Origin of the sequence: Acidovorax sp. T1 (genome assembly GCF_002176815.1) — a bacterium.
In the GTDB taxonomy this organism is placed as follows: Bacteria; Pseudomonadota; Gammaproteobacteria; order Burkholderiales; family Burkholderiaceae_C; genus Acidovorax.
On sequence record NZ_CP021648.1, the window covers coordinates 2,839,209 to 2,855,682 of the forward strand.

Annotated in this window: 15 protein-coding genes; 9 read left to right on the forward strand and 6 right to left on the reverse strand. The window is 64.9% G+C overall.

Annotated elements, in window-relative coordinates; genetic code table 11:
- Window positions 1-34 precede the first annotated feature (34 nt).
- From CCX87_RS13310 to CCX87_RS13320, 3 genes are all read left to right on the forward strand, one after another.
- Window positions 35-1,162, forward strand: a complete 1,128-nt coding sequence (locus tag CCX87_RS13310; RefSeq protein ID WP_087746969.1) for a substrate-binding domain-containing protein — start codon at window positions 35-37, stop codon at window positions 1,160-1,162.
- Window positions 1,163-1,344: 182 nt separating this feature from the next.
- Window positions 1,345-1,986 carry a TRAP transporter small permease subunit gene (locus CCX87_RS13315; protein WP_087746972.1) on the forward strand — a complete coding sequence of 214 codons (642 nt, stop codon included), beginning with the start codon at window positions 1,345-1,347 and terminating at the stop codon, window positions 1,984-1,986.
- 20 nt (window positions 1,987-2,006) lie between these two features.
- On the forward strand, window positions 2,007-3,830 hold the full coding sequence (locus CCX87_RS13320) for a TRAP transporter large permease (RefSeq protein WP_087746976.1): 1,824 nt from the start codon (window positions 2,007-2,009) through the stop codon (window positions 3,828-3,830).
- 204 nt (window positions 3,831-4,034) lie between these two features.
- Here CCX87_RS13320 and CCX87_RS13325 read toward each other — a convergent pair whose 3' ends face one another.
- The 5 genes from CCX87_RS13325 to xseB all read right to left on the reverse strand — a co-directional run bounded on the left by CCX87_RS13325 (window position 4,035) and on the right by xseB (window position 9,622).
- On the reverse strand, window positions 4,035-5,117 hold the full coding sequence (locus CCX87_RS13325) for a TRAP transporter substrate-binding protein (protein WP_087748334.1): 1,083 nt from the start codon (window positions 5,115-5,117) through the stop codon (window positions 4,035-4,037).
- A 198-nt stretch (window positions 5,118-5,315) separates the two neighbouring features.
- On the reverse strand, window positions 5,316-6,398 hold the full coding sequence (locus CCX87_RS13330) for a TRAP transporter substrate-binding protein (protein WP_087746978.1): 1,083 nt from the start codon (window positions 6,396-6,398) through the stop codon (window positions 5,316-5,318).
- A 42-nt stretch (window positions 6,399-6,440) separates the two neighbouring features.
- Entirely contained in the window at window positions 6,441-8,330 is a 1,890-nt protein-coding gene (gene dxs, locus CCX87_RS13335) for a 1-deoxy-D-xylulose-5-phosphate synthase (protein WP_087746981.1), read from the reverse strand.
- Window positions 8,331-8,426: 96 nt separating this feature from the next.
- Window positions 8,427-9,395: a polyprenyl synthetase family protein gene (locus CCX87_RS13340; protein WP_232476399.1), complete on the reverse strand. Its 969-nt coding sequence runs from the start codon at window positions 9,393-9,395 to the stop codon at window positions 8,427-8,429.
- Window positions 9,380-9,622, reverse strand: coding sequence for an exodeoxyribonuclease VII small subunit (xseB, locus tag CCX87_RS13345; protein WP_086911775.1), 243 nt, complete (start codon window positions 9,620-9,622; stop codon window positions 9,380-9,382). Before xseB ends, CCX87_RS13340 begins: the two co-directional genes overlap by 16 nt.
- A gap of 329 nt (window positions 9,623-9,951) precedes the next feature.
- On the opposite strand from xseB, the gene CCX87_RS13350 reads away from it, so the two are divergent.
- The 5 genes from CCX87_RS13350 to flhC all read left to right on the forward strand — a co-directional run bounded on the left by CCX87_RS13350 (window position 9,952) and on the right by flhC (window position 14,289).
- Entirely contained in the window at window positions 9,952-11,091 is a 1,140-nt protein-coding gene (locus tag CCX87_RS13350; RefSeq protein ID WP_087746987.1) for an aromatic ring-hydroxylating oxygenase subunit alpha, read from the forward strand.
- A 129-nt stretch (window positions 11,092-11,220) separates the two neighbouring features.
- Window positions 11,221-12,132 (forward strand): DMT family transporter, encoded by a 912-nt coding sequence (locus CCX87_RS13355; RefSeq protein WP_087746989.1) that lies wholly within the window; start codon window positions 11,221-11,223, stop codon window positions 12,130-12,132.
- 63 nt (window positions 12,133-12,195) lie between these two features.
- Complete coding sequence (locus CCX87_RS13360) at window positions 12,196-13,095, forward strand: sulfurtransferase (protein WP_087746990.1); 900 nt, start codon at window positions 12,196-12,198, stop codon at window positions 13,093-13,095.
- Window positions 13,096-13,346: 251 nt separating this feature from the next.
- Complete coding sequence (gene flhD, locus CCX87_RS13365; protein ID WP_005800286.1) at window positions 13,347-13,673, forward strand: flagellar transcriptional regulator FlhD; 327 nt, start codon at window positions 13,347-13,349, stop codon at window positions 13,671-13,673.
- Between the two features lie 55 nt (window positions 13,674-13,728).
- On the forward strand, window positions 13,729-14,289 hold the full coding sequence (gene flhC, locus CCX87_RS13370; RefSeq protein WP_087746992.1) for a flagellar transcriptional regulator FlhC: 561 nt from the start codon (window positions 13,729-13,731) through the stop codon (window positions 14,287-14,289).
- An 87-nt stretch (window positions 14,290-14,376) separates the two neighbouring features.
- On the opposite strand, the gene CCX87_RS13375 is transcribed toward flhC, so the two are convergent.
- Window positions 14,377-14,940: a FlgO family outer membrane protein gene (locus tag CCX87_RS13375; protein WP_087746995.1), complete on the reverse strand. Its 564-nt coding sequence runs from the start codon at window positions 14,938-14,940 to the stop codon at window positions 14,377-14,379.
- A gap of 274 nt (window positions 14,941-15,214) precedes the next feature.
- On the opposite strand from CCX87_RS13375, the gene CCX87_RS13380 reads away from it, so the two are divergent.
- Window positions 15,215-16,462 (forward strand): AI-2E family transporter, encoded by a 1,248-nt coding sequence (locus CCX87_RS13380; protein WP_232476400.1) that lies wholly within the window; start codon window positions 15,215-15,217, stop codon window positions 16,460-16,462.
- The last annotated feature ends 12 nt before the right edge of the window (window positions 16,463-16,474 follow it).

Consider the following 16,474-nt stretch of genomic DNA (forward strand, 5'->3'; position numbering starts at 1 on the left):
TGCACCGAATCAAAATCCAGCGATATGAACACCTGTGCATAGGGTCCAACTTCACTACACGCTCAGCCGCGATGCCGGCGACGCCCTGATCCGCAACCCGCTGCCCGAGATGCTGCAGGCGGTGGCGCAGCAGGGCTCCATCTCGGCCGCGGCGCGCACGCTGGGGCTGTCTTATCGCCATGTGTGGGGCGCCCTCAAGCGCTGGGAAGACCAGCTGGGCGGCGAGCTCGTTACCTGGGGCAAGGGCCAGTCGGCCCAACTCAGCGAGTTCGGCACCAAGCTGCTGTGGGCCGAGCGCCAGGCCCAGGCGCGTCTGGCACCGCAGATTGCCGCGCTGCACGCGGATCTGGAGCGCGCCTTTGCCGTGGCGTTTGACGACAGTACCCATGTGCTGACCCTGTATGCCAGCCACGACGATGCCCTGGGCGCGCTGCGCGCCCACGCCGCCATGCCCGGCGAGGGTGGCGCGCTGCACCTCGATATCCGCTTCACCGGCAGCGTGGACGCCATCCGCGCGCTCAACGAGGGCCGGTGCACGCTGGCAGGGTTTCACACACTCGAAGACCCCGCGGCCGATTCGCTGGCGGCACGCACCTACCGCCCGCTGCTGCAACCGGGGCGGCACAAGATCATTGGCTTTGCGCGGCGCACCCAGGGGCTGATCGTTGCGCGCGGCAATCCCTTGGGGCTGCACACCCTGGCCGATGTGGCGCGCACCGGCGCCCGGTTTGTGAACCGGCCGCTGGGCACCGGCACCCGCGTGCTGCTGGGCGACCTGCTGGCCATGGCCGGGCTCACCCCCGAAGACATCACCGGCTATGACCTGAACGAGCCGTCGCACGGCGCCGTGGCGCAGGCTGTGGCGGCCGGTGCGGCCGACGTGGGCATGGGCATTGCCCTGGCGGCCCATGCCCGGGGGCTGGATTTTGTGCCCCTGGTGCATGAGCGCTACCACCTGGCCTGCCTCAAATCCACGCTGGACCAACCCGCCACGCGGGCATTGCGCCACCTGCTGCAAACACCCGAGTGGCTGGCGCACATGCAGACGCTGCCGGGCTACACCCCCTTGCACTGCGGCGAAGTATTGGCCATGAGCACGGTGCTGCCGTGGTGGCGATTCAGCAGTCGCAAGCGGGGCGCAGACCCTAGGCATAAACCCTGATTGCTATGCTTTTAGAAGCTGCTAAATCAGCCACCGCAAAGGGATAACACCGTCACGCTGCCGTCAGCCTGCGCCTACAGTGCTCCGTAGAATCGCGCGGTTGTCAAAATTCGTCGATCCCGCGCGCCCCTGAGCGACCGGGCGGGCATGTCGCACGCACAGCTTTCAGATTGGAGACGCCCATGCAGGCTTTACTCAAACTTTCACGCGCCATAGACGCACTCAACGCCTTTGTCGGCAAGTACGTCATCTGGCTCATTTTCGCGGCCACCGCCGTGAGCGCCATCAACGCGCTGGTGCGCAAGATTTTCGGGGTCAGCTCCAATGCGTTTCTGGAAGCGCAGTGGTACCTGTTTGCCTGGTCTTTCCTGGTGGCAGCCGGGTTCACGCTGCTGCACCGCGAGCATGTGCGCATTGATGTGGTCAACAGCCGGTTACCGAAGCGCGTACAGGTGTGGATCGACATCGTGGGCTTTGCGCTTTTTCTGACGCCGCTGTGCATCGTGGTGCTGTACCTGAGCGTGCCTCTGGTCGTGCAGATGTACCAGACCGGCGAAATGTCGGGCAACCCCGGTGGCCTGATCCGCTGGCCCGTGTGGGTGGCGCTGCCCGTGGGCTTCACGCTGCTGATGCTGCAAGGCTGGTCCGAGCTGATCAAGCGCATTGCCTTCCTGCGCGGCCAGGGCCCCGACCCCATGGGCCGCCTGGTCGAGAAATCGTCCGAAGAGGAGCTGGTCGAAATCCTGCGCCAGCAACAGGAAGCAGCTGATGCCGCCGCCGCTGCCGCTGCGGGCACCACCCCACCCGCCACGCCCACACGCTGAGCCCACGGAGCATCTTCATCATGGAATTCTTCGCGACCAATTTCGCCCCCTTCATGTTTGCGGGGCTGATCCTGTTCCTGCTGCTGGGCTTCCCGGTGGCCTTCAGCCTGGGCGCCTGCGGCCTGTTCTTCGGTTTTGTCGGTATCGAGATGGGCATTTTCCCCAGCTCGGTGCTGGCCTGGCTGCCCCAGCGCCTCATTGGCATCATGGCCAACGACACCTTGCTGGCCGTTCCCTTCTTCACGCTCATGGGGCTGATACTGGAGCGCAGCGGCATGGCCGAGGACTTGCTCGACACCGTGGGCCAGGTCTTTGGCCCCATGCGCGGCGGTCTGGCTCTGGCCGTGATCTTTGTGGGCGCCCTGCTGGCTGCCACCACCGGCGTGGTAGCGGCATCGGTGATCTCCATGGGCCTGATCTCGCTGCCCATCATGCTGCGCTACGGCTATGACCGCCGGCTGACCAGCGGCGTGATTGCCGCCTCCGGCACGCTGGCCCAGATCATTCCGCCGTCACTGGTGCTGATCCTGATGGCCGACCAGCTGGGCAAGAGCGTGGGCGACATGTACAAGGGCGCCTTCCTCCCCGGCTTCATGCTGATGGGCATGTATGTGCTGTATGTGATGTTTCTGGCGGTGTTCAAGCCCCACCAGGTGCCCGCCCTGCCGCCGGAAGCGCGCACCTACCGCGAACCCAACGGCAGCGGCGGCTACACCTCGCTGGCCATTCTGGCCGCGCTGTCGGCCACCGTGTCGATCTTCCTGGCGCGCCACATGGCCGACGTGCACAGCTGGTGGCAAGGCGAACTGGTCACATCCGTGGCCACCGACGAAAAGGTCGTGGTCGCCATGTGCGGTGGCACGGCGGTGGCGCTGGTCATTGCACTGCTCAACAAGGGTTTCAAGCTGGGCTTGCTCTCGCGCCTGGCAGAACGCGTGACCTTTGTGCTGATCCCGCCGCTGCTGCTGATCTTTCTGGTGCTGGGCACGATCTTTTTGGGCATTGCCACGCCCACCGAAGGCGGCGCCATGGGTGCCATGGGCGCGTTGATCATGGGCTGGGCACGCAAGCGCCTGGACATGAAGCTGCTCAAGCAGGCCCTCGCCTCCACCACCAAGCTGTCGAGCTTCGTGATGTTCATCCTGATTGGCGCCACCACGTTCAGCCTGGTGTTCCAGGCGGCCGACGGCCCTGTCTGGGTGGAGCATCTGCTGACCACGTTGCCTGGCGGCCAGGTCGGCTTCCTGATCGCGGTGAACCTGATGGTGTTCTTCCTGGCGTTCTTCCTCGACTACTTCGAGCTGTCGTTCATCGTGGTGCCCCTGCTCGCGCCCGTGGCAGACAAGCTGGGCATCGACCTGATCTGGTTTGGTGTGCTGCTGGCGGTGAACATGCAGACCTCCTTCATGCACCCGCCGTTTGGCTTTGCGCTGTTCTTCCTGCGCTCGGTGGCCCCCGACAAGCCCTACATCGACCGCGTCACGCGCAAGACCATGCAGCCCGTCACCACGATGCAGATCTACCGGGGCGCCATTCCGTTCCTGCTGATCCAGCTGACCATGGTGGGCCTTCTGATTGCGTTCCCCGGGATCGTCACGGGTGCGCTGGACGCCAAGGTGGAATACAACATGGAGAGCATTGGCGACCAGATGCGCGACACCCTGGGCGGGCCGGCCGAGAGTGAACCCTATGGCCAGGAGCCGTATGGCGCCAGCGAGGAGCCGGCTCCTGCCGCTGAAACACCAGCGCCCGATGCCGCACCACCCATGCCAGAACCGGACGCAGCCCCCGCCGACGATCCCCTGAAGGCCATGGAAGACGCCCTGAAGAAGCCGACGAACTAACCCCGTCGGCACACAGCCACCTGACCCAGAGTGGGCCGCCATCAAATGGCGGCAGCCCACTCCATCCATAAAGGCCCTGCGGGGCCTTATTTTTTTATGGCGTGACCCGCAGGTGCGCCGCCGGAACACCAAAGAAAAAGCCGCGTCATGCGCGGCTTGGTGGGTAGCTGACGGCCCTCACGGGCCGTCAAGAGCAACGGGTCGTCAGATCTTGACGCTGTTCATGTACTGGTTGTAAGGGAACTCGGAGAAGCGGTTCCACAAGATCTGGTCGCGCTGGAAGGTGCGCATGTCTTCGTAGATCTTCTTGAACTCGGGCGACTTGGCGGTGTGCTCTGCGTACACCTCCATGCAGGCCTTGAAGCCGGCGTCGATGACCGCCTTGGGGAAGGCCGTGAGCTTGGTCTTTTCAGCCACCAACTTCTTCAATGCGATCGGGTTGTAGGCGTCGTACTTGGCGGTCATGTCGGTGGCAGACGCCGTCATGGCGGCCTTCAGGATGGCCTTGTTTTCTTCGGACAGCGCGGCGAATTTCTTGTTGTTGACAAAGAATTCCAGGTCAGCGCCGCCTTCCCACCAGCCGGGGTAGTAGTAGAAGGGAGCAACCTTGTTGAAGCCCAGCTTGGCATCGTCGTATGGGCCAACGAACTCGGCGGCATCCAGGGTGCCTTTTTCAAGCGCCTGGTACACATCGCCGGCCGGCATGTTCTGCGAGACCACGCCCAGCTTGGCCATGGCCTCGCCGAACACGCCGCCACCCATGCGCATTTTCAGGCCCTTGAGGTCGGCAGCGGTCTTGATTTCCTTGCGGTACCAGCCGCCCATCTGCGTGCCGGTGTTGCCCGCACTGGCGGTGTGAAAGTTGTACTTCTCAAAGAAGGCATCCAGCAGCTTGCCGCCATTGCCGTATTTTTTCCAGGACGTGCTCTGGCGCGCCGTCAGGCCGAAAGGCACTGCGCAGCTGAACGCAAAGACGGGGTCCTTGCCGGTGAAGTAGTAGGCCGCAGACTGCGCCATGTCGATGGTGTCCGATTGCAGCGCATCAACCACGCCGAAAGCGGGCATCAGCTCGCCCGCAGGGTGCACGGAAATTTCAAACTTGCCGCCGGACATCGCCTTGACGTTCTTGGACAGCAACTCGGCGCTGCCGAAGATGGTGTCCAGCGACTTGGGGAAGCTGGAAGCCAGACGCCAGCGCACTGCGGCCTGGGCGTGAACAGCAGGCGCAACGCCAGCGGCCAGCACACCGGCAATGCCCGTGTGCTTGATAAGTGAGCGACGATCCATGAGGTTCTCTCCGAAGTATTGTTTGCAGAACTCGACCAGCATAGGGATTGCATTGCCAGCCGAGGGTTTAACGAGCCGAAATCGATTGTAAGAACATGCCCACCCCGCCTCTTGCGGGTTTTCCCCCGCAGGGGCCGCAAGCGGCGCAAGGCTTCAGCCTTTTGCAAGCATCGCGGGCTTGCCGCCGCGCTCGGCCTGTCAGATCCGCTGCGTTGACATGAAGCTGTCAAAGCGCGCCTCGGCAAAGCGAAACCAGAAGATCTGATCGCGCTGAAAGTTGCGCATGTCTGCGTAGATCTTTTTCCACTCAGGGCTGCGGGAATCGTTCTGCGCAAACACCTCCATCGCCGACCGAAACGCAGCGTCCAGCACCGGCAATGGAAACGGCAGCACCTTGGTTCTGGCCATGACCAGTTGCTTGAGTGCATTGGGGTTCAAGGCGTCGTACTTGGCCAGCATGTCGGCATGGGCCAATGAAGCAGCCGCGTTGACAATGGCCTTCAAATCGGCCGGGAGCGCATCGTAGGCCTTGCGATGGATGAAGAAATCCAGCTCCAGCCCGCCCTCCCACCAGCCCGGATAGTAATAGTAGGGCGCAACCTTGTGGAACCCCAGTTTCTGGTCGTCATAAGGCCCGACCCATTCCGCAGCGTCAATGCTGCGCTGGTGCAAGGCCTGGTAAATGTCGCCGCCCGGCATGTCCAGCGCAACCGCACCCATCCGGGTCATCACATCGCCCACCAGCCCACCTCCCAAGCGCATCCGCATGCCCTTGAAGTCGGCGACACCCCGGATCTCCTTGAGGTACCAGCCGCCCATCTGCGTACCAGTATTGCCACCGGCAAAGCTGAGCAGGTTGTAGCCCGCATAAAAATCGTCCATCAGCCGCCGTCCGTTGCCGTGCAGCATCCAGGCATTCATTTGCCGCGCATTGAACCCGAACGGGATGGCCGACCCCAGGGCGAACGCCTGGTTGCGGCCATAGAAGTAATAAGGTGCCGTGTGGGCCATTTCCACCGTGCCGCTTTGCACCGCATCGAGCACATCGAACGCGGGAACCAGCGCTCCGGCGGCATGCACCGCAACTTCAAACCGGCCCGCCGACAGGGCCTTGACGGCTTTGGAAAAAACCTCGGCGCCACCGTAGATGGTGTCCAGCGACTTGGGGAAGCTGGACGCCAGGCGCCACCGCACGGCGGCCTGGGCATGCACAGCGGGGGCCAGGCCCGTCGCCAGAACGCTGGCAATGCCGGCATGCCGAATGGCAGAACGACGATCCATGGGGCTTGAATTCAGCTACGGTGCAACGCCACGCGGCACGGGTCAGCCGGGGCTGAAATGCCCGCGAATGGCGTTCTCGATGCCGGTTGCGTCCAGCCCCTGCAGCGCCAGCAATTTGACCGGATCACCATGCTCGATGAACACATCGGGTAACCCCAGTTGCAACACGGGCAACACCACCTTGGCGGCGGCCAGCGCCTCCAGCACGGCGCTACCCGCGCCACCCAGGATGGCGCCCTCTTCCAGAGTAACGAGCGCGTCGTGGCGCGCCGCCACATCGAGCAGCAGATCATGGTCGAGCGGCTTGGCCCAGCGCATGTTGACCACCGTGGCATCGAGTGCCTCGGCCGCCTGCAGCGCCGGGTACAGCAAGGTGCCAAAGGCCAAAATCGCAATGCGCGGCGCCCCTGCATCGGCCCCGCCTGCCTTGCGCTCGCGGCGGATTTCGCCCTTGCCGAACGGCAGGCCTTCCAGCCCCCGCAGGGGTGCCACGCCCGCACCACTGCCGCGCGGGTAGCGCACGGCAACGGGATGGTCCTGCGCGAACGCGGTGCTCAGCAGCTGGCGACATTCGCGCTCGTCGGCCGGGCAGGCCATGCTCATGTTGGGAATGCAGCGCACAAAGGGGATGTCGTAGGCGCCCGCATGGGTGGCGCCATCGGCCCCCACAAGGCCGGCGCGGTCCAGCGCAAACACCACGGGCAGGTTCTGCAGCGCCACGTCGTGGATCATCTGGTCATAGCCGCGCTGCAAAAAGGTGGAATAGATCGCCACCACGGGCTTGACGCCCTCGCAAGCCATGCCAGCCGCGAAGGTGATGGCATGCTGCTCGGCAATGCCCACGTCGTAATAGCGGTCGGGAAAACGCTTTTCAAACTCGACCATGCCCGAACCCTCGCGCATGGCCGGGGTGATGCCCACCAGCCGATTGTCTTGCGCCGCCATGTCGCACAGCCACTCGCCAAACACCTGCGTGAAGGTCTGCTTGGGCGCGGCCGTGCTCTTGACCAGGCCCACGGCCGGGTCAAACTTGCCGGGGCCGTGGTAGGCCACGGGATCGGCCTCGGCCAGCTTGTAGCCCTGGCCTTTCTTGGTGACCACATGCAGGAACTGCGGGCCTTTGAGGCCCTTGATGTTTTCCAGCGTGGGGATGAGCGAATCGAGGTCATGCCCGTCAATCGGGCCGATGTAGTTGAAGCCGAATTTCTCGAACAACGTGGCCGGCACCACCATGCCCTTGGCCTGCTGCTCCAGGCGCTTGGCCAGCTCGAGCAGCGGCGGCGCGTTCTTGAGCACGCTCTTGCCCACGTTCTTGGCGGCCGCGTAAAACTGCCCGCTCATGAGCTGGGCCAGGTACCGGTTGAGCGCGCCCACGGGCGGGCTGATGCTCATGTCGTTGTCGTTCAGGATGACGAGCAGGTTGGCATCGGCCACACCGGCGTTGTTCAAGGCCTCGAAGGCCATGCCCGCCGTCATGGCACCGTCGCCAATGATGGCCACGGCATGCCGGTCTTCGCCCTTGCGCTTGGCGGCCAGCGCCATGCCGAGTGCGGCCGAGATGCTGGTGCTCGAATGCGCCGTGCCAAAGGTGTCGTAAACGCTTTCCGCACGCTGCGGAAAGCCCGAGATGCCGCCGAGCTGGCGCAGCGTGTGCATGCGGTCGCGCCGGCCGGTCAGGATCTTGTGCGGATAGGTCTGGTGACCCACATCCCACACCAGCCGGTCTTCGGGCGTGTGGAACACATGGTGCAGCGCCACGGTGAGCTCCACGGTGCCCAGGTTGGAGCTCAGGTGCCCCCCCGTCTGGGACACGCTCTGGATCACGAACGCACGCAACTCGGTGGCCAATTGCTTGAGGTCGGCGCGCGACAGGCGGCGCAGGTCAGCAGGGTCGTTGATGGTCTGCAGCAGGGGGAAGGATGTCGTGGACATTTACTATTATTTTGATAGCTAATAGCGCTTTATACATAAGCGCTAGAGGCCAATTAGACATTCAAAGCATGGGTATCGCACCAGAACGGGGATTCTTCAATAGGATCGGTTCACCACCATGTCGGCCAGCGCCGCCAGTGCACGCGTGTCGGCCAGGCCCGAGGCCGCCAGCGCAGCGTGCGCCTGTGCCAGCAGCTCCTGCGCATGGGCCTGCGCCGGGGCCAAGCCGAGCAGCGAGACATAGGTGGGCTTGTCGCTCGCGGCATCCTTGCCCGCGGTCTTGCCCAGCGTGGCCGAGTCGGCGACCACATCCAGGATATCGTCCACCACCTGAAACGCCAGACCGAGCGCCGCGCCGTAGTCCGCCAGCGCCTTGTGCGCTGCGGCGCCGGCCGCGCCACAGGCCGCGCCCATCATCACGCTGGCCTGCAGCAGCGCCCCGGTTTTCAGGCGGTGCATGTGGCGCAACTGCTCCTGCGTCAGCGCCAGCCCCACGCTGGCCAGGTCGATCGCCTGCCCGCCCGCCATGCCCGCCGACCCGGCAGCGCGCGCCAGCTGGCGGCACAGCGTGGCCTGCACGGCCGGGGGAATGCACTCGTCGTCCGGCGTGAGCAGTTCAAAGGCAAACGCCTGCAGGGCATCGCCCGCCAGCAAGGCCTGCGCCTCGCCAAACTGCACATGCACCGTGGGCTTGCCCCGGCGCAGCACATCGTTGTCCATGCAGGGCATGTCGTCGTGCACCAGCGAATAGGCATGGATCAGCTCGACGGCGCACGCGGCCCGCAGGGCCGCTTCGTTCATTTCGGCGCGCAGCGCCGCTTCGCGGCCTGCATCGCCAGCGCCGCAATGCACAGCCTCGAAGGCCGCCAGCGCCAGCAGCGGCCGCAGGCGCTTGCCGCCATCGAGCACCGCGTAGCGCATGGCCTCACCCAGACCGGCAGGAGCGCCCTCTCCCACCCACTGGCCCAGGGCCTGCTCAACCCGATCGAGGTGATGCCGGCTCCAGCCGACCAGATCAAAAACCTTTGGGTCACTGCGCTGCACGGCCATCATTCCTGCGTCCATGGCTGCAGCGTGCCTTCGTCCAGCACCTTGATCTGGTCCTGCACCGCGTCGAGCCGGTGGCGACAAAAGGCCAGCAGGGTGGCCCCACGCTGGTAGCCGGCCAGCATCTGGTCCAGCGGCAGCTGACCCGACTCGATGCGGCCCACGAGCTGCTCCAGCTCTTCCAGCGCCGCTTCATAGCTGGCAGGTTCGGCGGGCGGGGCGTTGGAGGCTGAGGCCTTGGGCATGGGCAGGAGGGCAGAAGTTGCGCGGGTGAAACGGGCGATTTTAGGCGCAGCGCCTGGCGCGGCGCAGCCACCCGTCCGCAAGGGGACTTTGCACCCGGGTTGCGGCGGTAAGTATCTGCGGCGCGCGAACCACCCCCAAGCCGTGCAGCGGCCACATGACTTACCGTAATGGGCAATACACGCATGGGGGATGCGGGAATAACCACACCGCCTATAATCCCATTCCCTTCGAGCCGGCTACCCACCCTAGCCGGTTTTCTTTTTCCAGATGCGCCCCGGCGCACCTCCCGCACTTTCTCCCTGTGGGGAGTCTTTAGGTCAGGTCACCCATGTCTGATTTAAGTCTTCGACTGCAGCAGGCCGCAAGCCAACTACCAGTTTCAAGCTACTTTGACGAGGCGCTGTTCCAGCGCGAATTGGAAACCATCTTCCAGCGCGGGCCCCGCTATGTGGGGCACCAGCTTTCCGTGCCCAATCCGGGCGACTACCACGCTCTGCCCCAGGAGGGCGAGGGGCGCGCGCTGGTGCGCAACGCCCAGGGCGGCCTGGAGCTGATCTCCAACGTCTGCCGCCACCGCCAGGCCGTGATGCTCAAGGGCCGTGGCTCGCTCAACACCCAGCAAAAGGGCAGCGCGGGCGGCAACATTGTGTGCCCCTTGCACCGCTGGACGTACAGCCCCCAGGGCGAGCTGCTGGGCGCACCGCATTTCGCGCACGACCCCTGCCTGAACCTCAACAACTACAAGCTGCGTGAGTGGAACGGCTTGCTGTTTGAAGACAACGGCTATGACGTGGCCGCCGACCTGGCCCAGATGGGCCCGCGCTCCGACCTCGACTTCGATGGTTATGTGCTCGACCACATCGAGCTGCACGAGTGCAACTACAACTGGAAGACCTTTATCGAGGTCTATCTGGAGGACTACCACGTCGGCCCCTTCCATCCCGGCCTGGGCAGTTTTGTCACCTGCGACGACCTGCGCTGGGAGCTGGGCAAAAACTACTCGGTGCAGACCGTGGGCGTGGCCAATCGCCTGGGCAAGGCGGGCAGCCCCGTGTACGAGCGCTGGCACGAGGCGCTGCTGGCCTACCGCGAAGGCAAACCGCCCAAGCACGGCGCCATTTGGCTCACGCTGTATCCGCACATCATGGTCGAGTGGTATCCGCATGTGCTCACCGTGTCCACGCTGCACCCGGTCAGCCCGACCAAGACACTGAACATGGTGGAGTTTTACTACCCCGAGGAAATCGCCGCCTTCGAGCGCGAATTTGTCGAGGCGCAAAAGGCCGCCTACATGGAAACCTGCATCGAGGACGACGAGATCGGCGAGCGCATGGACGCGGGCCGCAAGGCCCTGCTGGCGCGCGGTGACAACGAAGTGGGCCCTTACCAGAGCCCCATGGAAGACGGCATGCAGCACTTTCACGAGTGGTACCGCCAAGCCATGCACACGGCAACGCCAAAGGCCTGAATACAGCCCCCCAACGCACCCAACCCGCCAGACAGCGCCTCTATGCTCTGATTAAAATAGCTGCCAACGCTTGCCAAACAAGCGCTGGCGGCTTTTTTACTTCTCAACCCCATTGATTCATCGGATTCCATGCAAGCCCTCTGGATGGTGTTGGCCGCGTTCCTGTTTGCCAGCATGGGTGTGTGCGTCAAGATCGCATCGGCCCACTTCAACGCAGCCGAGCTGGTCTGCTATCGCGGCCTCATCGGCATCGCGATCCTCTGGCTGCTGTCGCGCTCCCAGCGCGTAACGCTGGGCACGCAATACCCCGGCATGCACGCCTGGCGCAGCCTGGTCGGCGTGGCGTCGATGGGCGCCTGGTTCTACGCCATTGCCCACCTGCCACTGGCCACCGCCATGACGCTCAACTACATGAGCAGTGTGTGGATTGCCGCCTTTCTGGTGGGCGGCGCGCTGCTGGCCTGGCGCCCTTCGGCCGCGTCGCCGCGCCCGGCATTCCAGGGCCCGCTGGTGCTGACGGTGCTGACCGGCTTTGTCGGCGTGGTGATGATGCTGCGCCCCAGCCTTGACCAAAACCAGGCCTTTGCCGGCCTGATCGGGCTCATGTCGGGTATGACATCGGCCTTTGCCTACATGCAGGTGGTGGCCCTGTCGCGGCTGGGCGAGCCCGAATCACGCACGGTGTTCTATTTTGCGGTGGGCTCGGCCGTGGCCGGGGGCCTGGCCTTGCTGCTGACCGGCACCTCGCCCTGGCCGGGCTGGCCCGCCCTGTGGCTGCTGCCCATCGGCGCGCTGGCCGCTGGCGGGCAGCTGTGCATGACACGCGCCTATGCCAGCGCCAAAACCCCGCGCGGCACCCTGGTGGTGGCCAATCTGCAGTATTCGGGCATTGTGTTCGCGGCCATTTACAGCGTGGCGCTATTTGGCGACCGGATTTCCCCCATGGGCTGGGTCGGCATGGTGCTGATCGTAGGCAGCGGCATCGTGGCCACCGTGCTGCGCACCCGCGCCGCACCGGGGGCACCGGCCGAGGAACATTGACACAATGGCGGCAGTCCTTTTGCCTCCACCTTCGCCCTGGCGCCTGCGCGCACCCCACCGCCCATGACCTGCACCACCCTGCTATCCGCCCCCGGCCTGCAATCCCTGATCGCCAGCGGTGCGCCGCTGATGGTGTTCGACTGCAGCTTTGACCTGGCCCAGCCCTGCGCCGGTGCGCAGCACTATGCCGACGCCCACATCCCCGGCGCCATCTATGCCAACCTGGACACCGACCTGAGCGCCCCGCACGGCGCACCCGGCGCCACGGGCACCGTCACCGCGCAAGAGGCCGACGCCCCCGCCTCGGGCGGCCGCCACCCGCTACCCAGCCGCGAGCGCTTTGCCGTCTGGCTGTCGAGCGTGGGCTTTGCCAACGGCATGCAGGCCGTGGTGTACGACCGCAACGGCGCCAACTACTGTGGTCGCCTGTGGTGGATGCTCAAGTGGGCCGGGCACGATGCGGTGGCGGTGCTCGACGGCGGCCTGCAGGCCTGGCAGGCCGCGGGCGGCGCCCTCGCCAGCGGGGCCGAACCCGCCCGTTTCCAGTCCAACTTTGAGCTGCACGCCCCCCTGCGCCAACTGGCCAGCGCAGACGATGTGCTGGCGGCACTGCGGCAACCGGGCCAGACGCTGATCGATGCGCGCGGCGCGCCCCGTTACCGCGGCGAAATCGAGCCCCTGGACCCGGTAGCCGGGCATATTCCGGGCGCCCTCAACCGGCCGTTCACCGAGAACATCGGCGCCGACGGCCACTTCAAGCCTGCGGCCGTGTTGCGCGCCGAATTCGAAACCCTGCTCGCGGGCCGCGACCCGGCCACCGTGGTCCACCAGTGCGGCAGCGGCGTGAGCGCCCTGCCCAACATGCTGGCCATGGAAGTGGCCGGACTCGGAAAAACCACGCTTTTTGCGGGCAGCTGGAGCGAATGGTGCAGCGACCCTTCACGCCCCGTGGAGCGCGGTTAAGAAAGTGTTCAGGATCTAGCGCCTGGCGACGGCTGTGTGCAGCAGGCCGCTGGCCTGCGCCAATGGGGTGATGGGGCTACGGCGCGCGTAAGGCAAATTCCTACAAACCCCACCCCGAAACCAGACGCGCGGCACAGCCAAACCCCGACTTAATTTTTGATTGGGGCAGTTTCACAATCCATTTCAACGGATCACGCACAACCTGCAGTCTGCAGGCAACGCAAGAACCGGCCATGAAAAGGAAAGCTGCCATGACCAACGAACAACTGCTCGCCGAAATTCGCGAAGCCAACCTCACTTACCTGATGCTGGCGCAAAACCTGATTCGCCACGACAAGGCCGAAGCAGTGTTCCGTCTGGGCATGAACGAAGACGCTGCCGATATTCTGGCATCGCTGTCGGCAGCGCAAGTGCTCAAACTGGCCTCCCGCAACACGCTTCTTTGCAGCTTCCGGGTGGACGACAACCTGGTGTGGAGCCTGCTGACCAACCACTCGGCCAAGAAGGTGGGCAACGAAGCCACCAACACGCTGCACGCCAACATCCTGATGGCCAGCCGCGTGTCGGAAGTGCTCTGATCCTGCATTGCCCTCTCGCATCCCGCTTCAAGCCGCTCGCCACCGAAAGCCCTCCATGTCCGCCACGCCCGCCACCCCCAAAGCCCCCGCCAAGAGCGTTCTGAACGAATCCCGGCAGATCGCACGCGCTGCGATGCTGATCGAGATGGGTGCGCGCATGCAGGTGCTTGAATCGGAAACCACGCTGTCGTATGAACGCCTGATCCGCCTGTACAAGGAGATCGCCGGCAAGTCGCCGTCCAAGGGGCAGCTGCCGTTTTCCACCGACTGGTTCCTCACCTGGCAGGAAAACATCCACAGCTCGCTGTTCCTCAACATCTACGAATACCTGTCCAAGGGTGTGGACCTGGATTCGGTGGAGCTGCTGACCAAGGCCTACCGCCTCTACAACGAACAAGTGGCCACGGCCGAGATCGAGCCCCTGCTGTCGTTCACCCGTGCCTGGCGCCTGGTGAAGTTTGTGGATGCCGGCATGCTCACGCGCACCCAATGCGCCGAATGCAAAGGCCAGTTCGTCACCGAGCTGTATGAAAACCGCCACTTCACCTGCGGCCTGTGCAACCCACCCGCCCGCGCCGGCAAGAGCAAAACCGCTGGCGCACTGATGCTGCACTGAAATTCAAGCAAAATTGGCCTCTAGCGCTTATGAATAAAGCGCTAGCAGCTATCAATTAGTGAGCAATTGAGACACAGGCCGGCAACCTCACTTCGCTGCCAGCAGGGCGCGCACATCCTCATCCAGCGGCACCGCATAGTCGTGCGCGGCCAGCACGGCGTTGCCCGGCGGGCTGATCAGCTTCAGGCTGATATACAGCTGGCGAGCCGACACCGCATAGGTGCCCGCCACCGCGGCCTGTGCCCCCTGGGTTCGGACGACTTCGCGCAACGCGCGGGGCAGCAGCAGTTCGCCCTGATCTCGCGGCGCCGCCGGCGCGTCCCGCAACGCCATCCGGGTGACCAGCACACCGCGCTGCACCATGCGGCCGGCGATCTGCTCGGCCACGATGCGCCCCAGGCGCGATGACTCGGACGGCCGGTCCACATTCACCAGCGTGGCCACGACCACGGGCTGGGCCGGGTCCAGGGCCGCGGTCTTGAGCAGCGCATCGGTGGCCCGGTAGCTGGCCTCCACCAAATTGCCGTGCCGCATGGCGTCCACCGTGGTGCCCAACGTGGGGCCGTATTTTTCGCCGTAGTAATAGCCTGCGCAGCCAGGCAAGGCGGCAGCACCCAGCAGGCAGGCGGCCACAAACATCCAGCGTTGCATGGCACCGCCACTCGGGCAATGAACAACATGGGCAGCAGGTGCGGCCTCGCGGAAAGGCGCACCCCGCCGCAGCTCTCGATGGAGTCCGAGGGCCAAAAATTTCACGAGGGTACGCGTCGAGCGCCATGTATCAGCTTGCATCGGGCAATGCTAGCGACAAGCCCTTCAGGCCAACCCGCAAACAACACGGGTTTTGGGGCGCAGTTTCTCCCCACCCGCAGACAGGCGACGGTCGCCTACATGGCAAGGGCATCGGCTGCCGCACAATCCGCGCATGACCGAGCCCACAGAGCCCCTCCAGCCCCCCACCCCCGTTCCTGCGTCCGCCTCCGCCAACGCGGCTGCGAGCGCCAGCGCCGACCCCACGGCCACCCTGGCGGCGCCCGTGCAGCCGGCATCTGGCCCAGCGCGTCTGCGCGCACCGCTGATGCTGCAAACGCCTGTGGATGTGCGCAATCTGTCACTGGCACTACTGGCGCTGTTTGCCAGCGTGGCACTGCTGCACTGGGCCAGCGCGGTATTCATTCCCATCATGCTGAGCCTGCTGCTGACCACGGCGCTGCGGCCCGTGGTCGATGCCCTGCAGCGCTGGCATGTGCCGCGCTGGCTGGGCTCTGGCGTGTTGCTGGTGGCCCTGTTGACCGGTGTGGCCAGCGCGGCCTGGTCGCTGAGTGACGGGGCCGCCGAGCTGGTTAACTCCATGCCGGTGGCCGCCAAGAAGGTGCGTGACAGCCTGCGCCAGCGCTCAGGCGGCGACAACGCGCTCGACACCATGCAAAAGGCTGCCACGCAAATCGAGCAGGCGGCCACCGAAGGCAGCGCCGCCACGCCAACGCGCAGGGGCGTGCAGCGCGTGGTGATTGAGCGGCCATCGTTCAGCATTCGCGACTACCTCTGGAGCGGCACCATGGGCCTGATGTCGGCCCTGGGGCAGCTCACCGTGGTGGTGTTTCTCACGTTCTTCTCGCTGGCGTCGGGCAACCTGTTTCGGCGCAAGCTGGTGCGCATCGCCGGCACCAGCCTGGAGCGCAAGAAGATCACCATGCAGGTGCTCAATGAAATCACCGCGCAGATCCAAAGCTACCTGCTGGTCCAGGTGTTCACCAGCGTGCTGGTGGGCATTGCCACCGGGCTGGCCTTCTGGGCCCTGGGGCTGGAAAACGCGGCCGTGTGGGCGGTGCTGGCGGGGGTGCTCAACCTTGCGCCCTACATCGGCTCGGTGCTGGTGACCGGCGCATCGGCGCTGGTGGCATTTTTGCAGTTTGGCTCGGTGGACATGGCGCTGGCCATCGGCGGCGCCTCACTGCTCATCCACACCATCGTGGGCCAGCTCATCACCCCCTGGCTCACCAGCCGCGCCAGCAGCATGAGCCCCGTGGCGGTGTTTGTGAGCGTGCTCGCCTGGGGCTGGCTGTGGGGCCTGTGGGGGCTGCTGCTGGGCATCCCGGTCATGATGGCCGTGAAGGCGGTGTGTGACCGGGTGGAGGATTTAAAGGCGGTGGGGGAGTTGCTAGGCGACTGATCACCTCGGCAA

Bases quoted from the DNA above. Each gene is read 5' to 3' on its own strand.
- CCX87_RS13315 (WP_087746972.1), top strand. From the start codon at position 1,345: ATGCAGGCTTTACTCAAACTTTCACGCGCCATAGACGCACTCAACGCC.
- CCX87_RS13320 (WP_087746976.1), top strand. From the start codon at position 2,007: ATGGAATTCTTCGCGACCAATTTCGCCCCCTTCATGTTTGCGGGGCTG.
- CCX87_RS13325 (WP_087748334.1), bottom strand. From the start codon at position 5,117: ATGGATCGTCGCTCACTTATCAAGCACACGGGCATTGCCGGTGTGCTG.
- CCX87_RS13330 (WP_087746978.1), bottom strand. From the start codon at position 6,398: ATGGATCGTCGTTCTGCCATTCGGCATGCCGGCATTGCCAGCGTTCTG.
- dxs (WP_087746981.1), bottom strand. From the start codon at position 8,330: ATGTCCACGACATCCTTCCCCCTGCTGCAGACCATCAACGACCCTGCT.
- CCX87_RS13340 (WP_232476399.1), bottom strand. From the start codon at position 9,395: ATGGACGCAGGAATGATGGCCGTGCAGCGCAGTGACCCAAAGGTTTTT.
- xseB (WP_086911775.1), bottom strand. From the start codon at position 9,622: ATGCCCAAGGCCTCAGCCTCCAACGCCCCGCCCGCCGAACCTGCCAGC.
- CCX87_RS13350 (WP_087746987.1), top strand. From the start codon at position 9,952: ATGTCTGATTTAAGTCTTCGACTGCAGCAGGCCGCAAGCCAACTACCA.
- CCX87_RS13355 (WP_087746989.1), top strand. From the start codon at position 11,221: ATGCAAGCCCTCTGGATGGTGTTGGCCGCGTTCCTGTTTGCCAGCATG.
- CCX87_RS13360 (WP_087746990.1), top strand. From the start codon at position 12,196: ATGACCTGCACCACCCTGCTATCCGCCCCCGGCCTGCAATCCCTGATC.
- flhD (WP_005800286.1), top strand. From the start codon at position 13,347: ATGACCAACGAACAACTGCTCGCCGAAATTCGCGAAGCCAACCTCACT.
- flhC (WP_087746992.1), top strand. From the start codon at position 13,729: ATGTCCGCCACGCCCGCCACCCCCAAAGCCCCCGCCAAGAGCGTTCTG.
- CCX87_RS13375 (WP_087746995.1), bottom strand. From the start codon at position 14,940: ATGCAACGCTGGATGTTTGTGGCCGCCTGCCTGCTGGGTGCTGCCGCC.
- CCX87_RS13380 (WP_232476400.1), top strand. From the start codon at position 15,215: ATGACCGAGCCCACAGAGCCCCTCCAGCCCCCCACCCCCGTTCCTGCG.